A 10,360-nucleotide genomic window follows, 5' to 3' on the forward strand; every position below is an offset into this window, starting at 1 on the left:
CAGACACCAAAGGGGTCATACGCAGCAGGGAAGGATGAATCAGTTCATCGGGAGAAATGTTAACACTAAGGGTCAGTGCCGCTGTGGCCCGAGTCCACTTTCTATGGAGGGAAGGATATGCAACATATTGACCTAAGGGGCACTTGGCGCTTGCAGCAGGTCAATGGTGAGATTGACGTACCTGCCCAGGTGCCAGGAGATACCCATAGCGCTCTCTTGGAGGCCGGGGAAATTCCCGATCCCTATTGGGCCGATAACGAAATGGATGTTCAGTGGGTGGGCCGGGAAGACTGGATCTACACCCGCACCTTCACCGTCGATCGGGAAATTTTGGCCGAGGAATCGGTTTTCCTTAACTGCGACCGCCTCGACACCATTACCGAGATCTCCATCAACGGCCATTTAGTAGGCAAGACCGACAACATGTTCCGACGCTACCGCTTCGAAGTCAAGGACTACCTACAGCCAGGAGAGAATGAAATCTCGATCCTGTTTCGGTCGGCGGAAAACACCGCCATTGCCAGGAGCAAGGAGTTACCCTACGAGATTCCCCACAGCATTTACCCGGTCCAGTCTCCCCACATCAATTTGATTCGGAAGGTACCCTGCCATGCCGGCTGGGACTGGGGTATTTGTTTGATGGTTGCCGGCATATACGGAGATATCTACCTGGGAGCCACCTCCCTGGGGCGAATTGAATATGTTTACACCCAGCAGCACCACTCCCCTAACCGGTGCGTCGTCGATGTCACCGCGGAAGTGGAGTCTCCCCGCGGGGGCGACACCCAGCTGGTGGTGCACCTCGGTGACCTGACGGAAAGCAAACCGGTGACCCTGCAACCGGGGTTCAATCGGGTCACCCTATCGGTTACCGTCGATAATCCCCAACTTTGGTGGCCCAACGGCCATGGCAGTCAACCCCTATATGATCTGGGGGTGGAAATTGCCGGGGACAAAGTGACCAAGAGGATCGGGCTTAGAGACCTGCAGCTGGTCACCGAAGAAGACGATATTGGTCTATCCTTTAGATTCCGGGTCAACGGTATCGATATCTTCGCCAAGGGCGCCAACTGGATTCCCGTTGATGCCCTGCCTCAGCGTCAGACCAGAGAGGTCTACGACGATCTCCTCTCCAGTGCCGTTGCTGCCAACATGAACATGATTCGAGTCTGGGGCGGAGGCCAGTACGAACTACCGGACTTCTACGAACTCTGCGATGAAAAGGGATTGCTGGTGTGGCAGGATATGATGTTTTCCTGTGCCACCTACCCGGCCACTCCCGACTTCCTGGATAGCATCCACAAAGAAGTGCTCCATCAGGTCAAAACCCTCAGGGATCACCCCTGTATCGCACTGTGGTGTGGAAACAACGAGTGTCTCGGGGCTCTGACCTGGTACGATGCATCTCGGGCTAATCGGGACCGCTACTTAGTGGACTATGACCGCTGGTGCGAGGGGGCCGTGGGCTCCGCGGTAGATGAAGCCGATCCAACCCGGGTTTTCTGGCCCAGTTCTCCCTGTGGCGGACGGGGAGACTATTCCGATAACTGGCACGATGATTCCCGAGGCGACATGCACTACTGGACAGTGTGGCATGAGAACGCTTCCTTCGATGCCTATTATGATGTAGTTCCCCGCTTCTGTTCGGAGTTTGGCTATCAGTCATTTCCATCTTTGGACACCATTGCTACCTATGCACCGGAGGATCAATTCAATGTTACCGCTCCGATTATGGAACATCACCAGCGCAACCCCGCGGGTAACTCCAAAATTACGGAAATGATGACCCGCTACTTCCGAGTCCCCGAGGGATTTGACAACTTCGTCTACCTCAGCCAAGTTCAACAGGCCCTGGCCATTAAGACGGGGGTTGAGTACTGGAGACATTTACAGCCCACCTGTATGGGCACCCTCTACTGGCAGCTCAACGATAACTGGCCGGTGTGTTCCTGGTCCTCTCTGGAATATGGGGGCAAATGGAAGTTACTTCACTACCAAATGAAACGCTCCTATGGACCGGTCCTAGTCAGCATCTACCAGAACCGGGAGGATGAAGTGGAGGTCTGGGTGGTCAGTGACCGCCATCGGACAAAAACTGCCGAGGTCTTTCTACAGGTGATGGACTTTGCCGGTTCCACCTTGAAGGAGGAAAGGTTCAACGTTACGGTACCAGCCGGCGGTTCTACCTTGGTCAAGAAATACCGGGTCGATGAACTCGTCGATGACAAGCGTACCGGGTTTATGCTGGCCCAGGTTAATGCCGAGGGCGACACCAACCACACCAGTCACTTCTTTACTGAATACAAGCGGTGTGAACTGTCGACAGCCCAGATTACCTCCCAGGTTGAAGCCGGGGACGATGGTGGGATTGCTGTGACATTGACTACGGACAAACCAGCATTCTTCGTTACTGCCAATGTCTCAGGCATCGCCGGTGAGTTTGACGACAACTTCTTCACCTTGGTGCCCGGCCAAGCCCGCACCATCACCTTCCGGCCAAAGGAACCGGTAACCCCGGAAGAGGTGGAAAGGGCCCTGCAAATTAAGCACCTGAGAGCTACTTACAGATAATCCATCGACGATGTCCGTCGGTATTGCCTACCCCGTTGGAGATTTCCGCCAACGGGTTTTTCTTTGTTTGCCTAAGCAGGATAAAAACGGGATTTGTCAGAAGAACGATACAACTAGATTTCTATAGAGGGGTAGGAGATCCACATGAATCGTTATCCACTGCCACTGGGCACAGAAACCCTAGAACTGGCACTGCCACCGGGAACAGAAGTGTTGTCCATGTCTACCCCAGAGACGTTGGCCGATCCCGAGGCAGCCATTGCAGAGGCATTGGTCCACTCCATCAACAGTCCCAGCTTAGAAGAGCTCATTGCCGCTAAGCTAGCGCAGCACTCCAATCCTACCGCTGTCATCGTCATCTCCGATAGCACTCGACCCGTTCCCTATACAGGACCAGCGGGGATTCTCTGGCCCATCATCGCCAAGCTCTTGGAGCATGGAATTGATCCCGGGGCCATCACGGTGTTAGTCGCGACGGGCACCCATCGCCCCAACACCCTCGATGAGCTTAAGCAGATGTTGGATCCCAGAGTCTTTGAGCACAACATCGCTGTGGTTAACCATGATTGTCGGGATACTGACAACCTCGCCTACCTGGGCAAGACCCAGCGAGGCAGCCAGGTCTACATTAATAAGACCTATCTCAATGCCGACATCAAGATCTTGACGGGTCTGGTGGAAAGCCACTTTATGGCCGGCGCCTCTGGGGGCCGCAAATCCATCTGTCCTGGGCTAATCGGTGAAGCCAGCACCTATATTTTCCATGGCGCCGAGATGCTGTCGTCCCCCGAGGCTCGAGACTTAGTGCTGGAGGGTAATCCCTGCCACGAAGAAGCCTTAGAAGTCGCGAAGATGGCAGGAGCCGATTATATTGTTAACGTCACCCTAGATCACCAATTTCGCCTCACCGGTGTCTTTGCTGGCGAACTGGAGGCCGCCCACCAAAAGGCCTTCGAAAGGGTATTTGGATACGTTTCCATACCCATTGCCAAGCCCTATGACATTGTAGTTACCCATGCCGGTTTCGTCGGGGTTAACCACTATCAGGCGGCCAAGGTTGCCGTAGCGTCGATACCGGCCCTAAAACCCAATGGCAAACTGATTATCGCTGCCAACAATACCGACCCTGATCCTGTAGGCAGTCCCCAGTACAGAACGGTACTGCACCTTCTTAAGCTGATGGGAGCCGAGAAGTTTAAGCAGCTGATTCTATCACCGGATTGGACCTTTATCCCCGAGCAGTGGCAGGTCCAAATGTGGGCCCGAGTCTTTGACCGGATACCCCAGGAACACCTAGTCTACTACAGTCCACAGTTAACCCAACGGGATTATGCCTTTGTTCCGGGGGTTGCTGGCAATCGCTATCTCGCACCGGAGCGAGTTAACTCCGCTACCGCAGCGGACATTCCCCAGGTGATCTCTGCCGCGGTTTCGGAGGCTGTCCAAGAGTTTCGCGCCAAACACAACACCGAACCCACCATCGCCTATCTAGCCGATGGTCCCTACGGAATTCCGGTAACCACCAAGACCGCAGAGTAAGCCACAGAAGAGTGGGAATACCGGGAAGAGATGGGAGGCACTACCCGTGGACGACAATCGCATGCGTCGGATCAAAGTAATCGTTAATCCCATGGCGGGCCAGGGCAGAGCCCTTCGGGTCCTATCCCAGGTAGAGGAAATTCTCCGTACCCAAGGGATAGAATACGATGTAGCCAAGACCAGCGCACCGGGACATGGTTCGAGGCTCGCCCAGATGGCTGCCCAGGAGGGTTGGCCCCAGGTAGCCGCCATTGGAGGCGATGGGACCATTAACGAAGTGTTGCAGGGGGTAATCCATACCGATACAATGCTGTCGATTATCCCCGGCGGGACCGGCAATGATTTGGCCCGTTCTCTAGCTATACCCCTAGAGATACCGGCGGCTGCCACTCTCCTGTGGTCAGGAACACCGGCGAAGATGGATGTGGGAATGGAAACTAACCGCGGCTTTGCCTCCCTGGCTTCCCTGGGATTTCCCGTGGACGTCATTGCCCATGTCAATGAAAACAAAAGTATCTTCAGTGGATCCATCAAGATCTTCGCAGGGGTATGGAAGACCCTTTGCAATTTGCGCAGCCACCCGATGACAATCAGAACCGATGGTCAGGTCAGGCGAGTGGAAGCCATTGGGGTCTTCGTACAAAATACCAGGTCTGCCGGCGGCGGCCTGATGATTGCCCCAGAGGCTCACCCCGCGGATGGGATGCTGGACCTGGTCATCATTCACCGAATCTCCCGCTGGGACTTGATTACCACTTTGCCCAAGGCTTACAAGGGAACCCATGTTGATCATCCAGCGGTGGAAATAGTCCGCTGGCGCCGGGTAACCATCGAACCGGAGTTGCCAATGACGAAAATGGTGGACGGTGAACTCGTGGGCACTGCCCCAATTCAAGCGTCCTTGGTGAGGCAAGCCCTGAAAATCCTGGTTCCGCCCGAGACCGCTTCTCTGCTCAATGCTTCACAACTGGATTCCGTGGCTGTCAGCGCCCGATAGACCAAGATTTTTGCAGGTAAATGCCCCACTATGCCTAACCACTAATCGTAGGAAAATATCACTGTTGAGTAGGTGTTCAAGTGAACAAAACCGTGAAATTCGCCATCGTCGGTTGTGGAGTAATTGGTAAACTACATGCCAAACAGCTTAGCCAAATTGATTCTGCTGAACTTGTGGGATTCGCCGACATCATTCCAGCCCGTGCCGACAATTACGCGGCCGAGTTCGGAGGAAAACCCTACTACGATTACCGGCAGATGCTTAGTCAAACCGATGCCGATGTAATCAGTATTTGCACCCCCAGCGGGCTCCATGGAGAGATGACCATTGAAGCCGCCCAACATGGGAAACACGTGATCGTGGAAAAACCCATGGACATTAAGCTCGAGGTGGCCATGGCCATGACCAAGGCCTGCCGGGAGGCCGGGGTCAAGTTAGCTTGCATTTTCCAGCACCGCTTCGATCCCGCCACTCGTAAAGTCAAGGAGTTTATCGATTCCAACCGCTTTGGAAAGCTAGTGATGATCAATGCCCATGTCCATTGGTATCGTTCCAACGCATACTACGCCAGTGGCGACTGGCGGGGAACCTGGGCTCTAGACGGCGGTGGAGTCCTGATGAATCAAGCCATTCATACCATCGATCTGATGCAGTACTTGGGAGGTCCCGTTCGCCAGTTAACGGCTATGACCGCCAATCTCCTCCACCCCACCATCGAAGTGGAAGACGTCGCTTCGGCCACCGTGGAGTTTACCAATGGCGCCATCGGTGCCTTCACGGCCACCACCTGCGCCTATCCCGGGTTAACCACCAGAGTCGAGATCTTCGGAGAGAACGGCTCCTGCATCATCGAAAATGATAAGTTGGTCTACCAGCATTTTGCGGCCAACGAGGACTCCGGAACCCATGGTTTGAACTATACCGAATCCAACCAGGTCTCCGAGGAAGAGGAAGACCAAGACTCCCCGGATGTCAGGGCTAGAATCTACGGCAACAGCCACTACTACCAGTTCCTAGACTTCATTGAGGCCCTCCAGCAGGATCGGGATCCCATGGTAACAGGGGAAGAGGGGCAGCGAGCCCTGGAGTTGGTCTTGGCAATGTACCAGTCGGCGCAGCGGCAGCAACCGGTCACCTTACCCCTGCTGGAGACGAAGTAATTTGAATCACCCTTTAAGGAGTTGGTAACCATGGATGCAACGGGTAGAAGAACGGCCCTAGTTACCGGAGGCAGTCGCGGCATCGGCAGAGGCATCTGCTTGGAGCTGGCCCGAAGGGGATATAGAATCGCCGTCAACTACGCCCGCAGTGAAGGCGAGGCTGCCGAGACCCTAGCTTTAGTAGAGTCTCTGGGCGGGCAAGGGATCACTGTGCAAGGGGATATCGCTTCCGCCGCCGATAGAGAGCGTCTGGTGGACACGGTCATCACCGAATTTGGCCGAATCGATGTCCTGGTTAATAATGCCGGAGTGGCTCCGAGACAGAGAATGGACATTTTGGAGGCCACGGAGTCAGAGTTTGATTTCGTCTTGGACACTAACCTCAAGGGCCCCTACTTCCTAACCCAAAAAGTGGCCAAGCTTATGATCCAACAGGTGGAGGCCAATCCCAGCGGCAAACGCCCGGTGATCGTCAATATCGGTTCTATCTCCGCTGACACCGTTTCCCTGAACCGTGGAGAATACTGTATATCCAAGGCCGGTGTGGCGATGATGACCAAGCTGTGGGCCGCTCGTTTGGCCCAGTATGGCATTTGTGTATATGAACTGCGGCCGGGAGTGATTGCCACTGACATGACAGCCCAGGTCAAAGCCATGTATGATGCTAAGATTGCCGATGGACTGATTCCCATCAAACGTTGGGGTCAACCGGAAGACATCGGCAAAGCGGTAGCAGCCATAGCTGAAGGGGCCTTTGCCTACTCCACGGGAGAAACCATCTGGATTGACGGCGGTATGCACATCCCCCGACTCTAGGACAAATAGTCAAACACCCGGATTAGGTCATCCCCGAGAAATTCGGGAGCAACTTCAGTCCGGGTGTTAGTGTTTTTGGACTACCATTGACGAGCTCAGATTACACCATACTTTCGCAGGGCATCTTCAACCACCGTCAGGGTTTCATCCAGATCTTCCTGGGTGTGGGTTGCCATCAAGCTCAACCGAATCCGAGACAGTCCCTTGGGTACTGCAGGATAGTAGACTGGGTTTAGGAAAATGCCTGCCTCATGGACATAACGACTGACCTTTCGGAGTTTATCTTCATCGGGAATGATGATGGGAATAATCGCGGTCTCGGCATTGCCCAGATCCAGTCCCAATCCCTTCAAATTGGAGATCATATAGTCAATGTTGTACCAAAGCCGCTCCCGCAGCTGTGGTTCCGTCTCCAAGACATCGATGGCCGCTGACAAAGCCGCGGCGTCGGCAGGGGTCATCGCGGTGGAGAACATGTAGGACCGAGCATAGAAACGAAGGTAGTTGATTACCTCCTTGGTTGAAGCCACAAAGCCTCCCACCACTCCCAAGCCCTTACTCAAGGTACCGGCCACGATATCTACTTTGCCTTCCATCCCAAAGTGCTCCGGAGTTCCCCGACCATTGGGTCCGATCACTCCAGTGGCATGGGCCTCATCAATCATCACTCTGGCGCCGTAATGGGCGGCCAACTCCATGATGCGAGGTAGGGGTGCAATATCGCCATCCATGCTAAAGACTCCATCGACAATAACGAGAATTCCGTCATATCTCTTACGACAGCGCTCCAGCATTTTCTCCAAACTGTCCATATCATTGTGGCGGAAGGTCCGCAAATTTCCGCCAGAGAGACGGCAACCATCGATAATACTGGCATGGTTGAGCCGGTCATTCAAGGCGACATCGGTTTCCCTGACCAAAGCCGAGACAATCCCGACATTGGAGGTATATCCCGAGGTGAAGATCATTGCATCTTCACAGCCCTTGAGTCTAGCTAATTTCCGCTCTAGCTGTCTATGTAAATCCAGGGTCCCTCCCAGTAACGGTACACTTCCGGCCCCAGCTCCGTAATCCCGCAGTGCTTCTAAGCCTGCCTTTACCACCCGAGGATGGGTAGTTAGTCCCAAGTAGTTGTTCGAGGCCATCATGATCATTTCCCGAACCTTCCCGGTATAGGGGTCATGGATCTTCACTCGGTTAGCCGAGGGACCTACCAGTTCTCGGCGGTAGTGATTATGCTGTTTATCGGTCAGATCCTCCATAAAGCTATAGAAGGGAATAGTCTTGGCAAAGATATCCTGACTGGGTGTCTCCAAGTTGATAAAATCCGTTAGATTCTTGCCATCGGAATCGATTTTCGTTGCTATCTGGTTCTTAACTTCTTCTGGAATAGCCACTGGCCTTGGAACCTCCTTCGTTTGAGCACAACCTTGAGCACAATGTCTACTTATACTATACCAGATGCCCAGGAAATATGCACCAAAGAACGCAAAACCGCTCATCTTTTGCGATGAGCGGCTCTGGAAATCTAACTACTTGCTCTGAGCTCTGTACCCATTGACCCAATCTTCTCTCCCGTTGCGCTAACCCACTGGCAAAATTCATCGCCCTGAATTTCAGCAGCCCATTCAAATAGGGTACTCATTAGCAACCTTCGTTCCTCCGGCGGCAGCTCCGTGACTTTAGCTAGCAAAGGAAACTTGTCGATGCAGGCCAGGGATCTCCTCCAGGTACTCCGTCCCTCTTCAGTGAGAGAAACCAAATGGGCCCTGCCATCGTAGGGGCAAGCCTCCACCCGAACTAAGCCCTTCCTCTGCAGGCGATTCACCACATCGGTAGTAGTTGTAATATGCATTAGTGCGTAATCCGATAAACCAGAGATGGTAATGCTTTCTTCAAAGGCCAAAATGCATAGAATATGTTGTTGGGTCAGGGTAATATCTAGAGAGCGACAATGGTTCTGCCACTCCTTCTCTACCCCTTTCCAAATGCCCCGTAGCAAATTTAGCGTCTGACAAATGATCGCAGTCTCCCGCACAACACGACCCTCCTCGTGATCCAAAACGGATACCTATTAATTCGTGAAAAGAAGCACTAATCCTTCCCAGGGCCAAACTAGACTTTAAATTTTCTCAAATAGATCCTCTTGTAGACTCCTCAGAGACACCAGTTTTCGCTGACGGACCTCATCGCCATCGGTCAGCTGGCCTGAAATCATGGACAAATTGGGATCATGGTCCGCCGCCAGTTTGTCGACAAGGGTCTGACTTGAGTTGGCATAACAATAGGTACACCGGTGAAGACAGGTGTTGTAGGTACCGATATCGATGCTGGCCATGCACCCACAACTGGGTCGCTGGTTTTTGTCCTTAGCTACCTGCAGTGGCGTGCCCAGCAGTGATTGAATTAGCTGGCCATCAATGCAGCAGCCCTGCTCAATTCCAAAGGGAGCCAAGTCTACTTCCTCGGCACAGGTCACCAGGCGAATTCCCTTGTCTTGGGCTATTTTGCCCATCACCTGTCCAATTGCTTCCATATCGACAGGGGAGATGTCGCTGAGGGACAAATGCTTTGTATTGCGCCGGGTCTTGGAATAAAGATCCAAGAAACTGATCACACATTGGGTCGTATAGCCCGAGAGTCTCTCTGCCAGTTCCTGGAACTTAGCCCCATGGTACTGAATGGACATCGAGTCGCTGAGGATAATTGGATCATAGCGCCAGATGACTCGCTCCTTGCCGATCAACTCCGATAACCCTTGAAACACTTCCACTAGCCGGGACTTCTCCGGTACCCCGGGCTCAACATCGGAACCGTAGGGTGTTAAGGTGAACTGAAAGTAGTAGGCATAGCCCCGCTCCGCCAACTCTGGCAGCAGTCTTAACATCGGTTCAGGATTCTTGGTCCAAAAGACAATGCAGTCCACAACCTGTGGAGATAAGCTAATTTGGCTAACCCGACGATAGTTGAAGGGATTGCGGACATGCACAAACCCCTCTCGAATTCGATTCATCAGCCAAGTACTGTAAAAGGCAGGAATATCCGTTCTCCGGCTAGCACTGATGATCATCGCTAATCCCCTTCCCAAACAGAGGTCTCCAGCTTTTCCTGAAAATACATGCTCATAGGTATTATAACCGATCATTTGTTCTGTTGCATTTCTCCTCAAGATAGGCTACAATAGTGATTGTCTTGATTTGGCGCCCATAGCTCAGCTGGATGGAGTGGCTGACTTCGAATCAGTAGGTCGGGGGTTCGAGTCCTCCTGGGCGCACCA

Annotated in this window: 8 protein-coding genes and 1 tRNA gene; 6 read left to right on the forward strand and 3 right to left on the reverse strand. The window is 53.2% G+C overall.

What is annotated here, in order from left to right; genetic code table 11:
* Positions 1–117: 117 nt before the first annotated feature.
* From GX030_04695 to GX030_04715, 5 genes are all read left to right on the forward strand, one after another.
* Positions 118–2,571 (forward strand): glycoside hydrolase family 2 protein, encoded by a 2,454-nt coding sequence (locus tag GX030_04695; protein ID NLV91678.1) that lies wholly within the window; start codon positions 118–120, stop codon positions 2,569–2,571.
* Between the two features lie 144 nt (positions 2,572–2,715).
* A complete protein-coding gene (larA, locus tag GX030_04700; GenBank protein ID NLV91679.1) occupies positions 2,716–4,110 on the forward strand; it encodes a nickel-dependent lactate racemase in 1,395 nt (464 codons plus the stop codon).
* Positions 4,111–4,156: 46 nt separating this feature from the next.
* On the forward strand, positions 4,157–5,107 hold the full coding sequence (locus tag GX030_04705) for a diacylglycerol kinase family lipid kinase (GenBank protein NLV91680.1): 951 nt from the start codon (positions 4,157–4,159) through the stop codon (positions 5,105–5,107).
* Between the two features lie 80 nt (positions 5,108–5,187).
* Positions 5,188–6,267: a Gfo/Idh/MocA family oxidoreductase gene (locus tag GX030_04710; protein NLV91681.1), complete on the forward strand. Its 1,080-nt coding sequence runs from the start codon at positions 5,188–5,190 to the stop codon at positions 6,265–6,267.
* 30 nt (positions 6,268–6,297) lie between these two features.
* Complete coding sequence (locus GX030_04715) at positions 6,298–7,083, forward strand: 3-ketoacyl-ACP reductase (protein ID NLV91682.1); 786 nt, start codon at positions 6,298–6,300, stop codon at positions 7,081–7,083.
* 95 nt (positions 7,084–7,178) lie between these two features.
* Here the strand turns inward: GX030_04715 and GX030_04720 are convergent, their stop codons facing one another.
* The 3 genes from GX030_04720 to GX030_04730 form a co-directional block, all read right to left on the reverse strand.
* A complete protein-coding gene (locus GX030_04720) occupies positions 7,179–8,585 on the reverse strand; it encodes an aminotransferase class I/II-fold pyridoxal phosphate-dependent enzyme (GenBank protein ID NLV91683.1) in 1,407 nt (468 codons plus the stop codon).
* A gap of 26 nt (positions 8,586–8,611) precedes the next feature.
* A complete protein-coding gene (locus GX030_04725; protein ID NLV91684.1) occupies positions 8,612–9,121 on the reverse strand; it encodes a MarR family transcriptional regulator in 510 nt (169 codons plus the stop codon).
* Between the two features lie 84 nt (positions 9,122–9,205).
* Entirely contained in the window at positions 9,206–10,153 is a 948-nt protein-coding gene (locus GX030_04730) for a DUF1848 domain-containing protein (GenBank protein ID NLV91685.1), read from the reverse strand.
* A 130-nt stretch (positions 10,154–10,283) separates the two neighbouring features.
* On the opposite strand from GX030_04730, the gene GX030_04735 reads away from it, so the two are divergent.
* Positions 10,284–10,360: transfer RNA gene (locus tag GX030_04735), tRNA-Arg, on the forward strand.

The organism is Bacillota bacterium (assembly GCA_012727955.1).
GTDB lineage: Bacteria > Bacillota > Limnochordia > DTU087 > JAAYGB01 > JAAYGB01.

What these genes read in the sequence shown, in the direction of transcription:
- GX030_04695 (NLV91678.1), top strand. Translation starts at nt 118, where the DNA reads ATGCAACATATTGACCTAAGGGGCACTTGGCGCTTGCAGCAGGTCAAT.
- larA (NLV91679.1), top strand. Translation starts at nt 2,716, where the DNA reads ATGAATCGTTATCCACTGCCACTGGGCACAGAAACCCTAGAACTGGCA.
- GX030_04715 (NLV91682.1), top strand. Translation starts at nt 6,298, where the DNA reads ATGGATGCAACGGGTAGAAGAACGGCCCTAGTTACCGGAGGCAGTCGC.
- GX030_04720 (NLV91683.1), bottom strand. Translation starts at nt 8,585, where the DNA reads ATGAGCGGTTTTGCGTTCTTTGGTGCATATTTCCTGGGCATCTGGTAT.
- GX030_04730 (NLV91685.1), bottom strand. Translation starts at nt 10,153, where the DNA reads ATGATCATCAGTGCTAGCCGGAGAACGGATATTCCTGCCTTTTACAGT.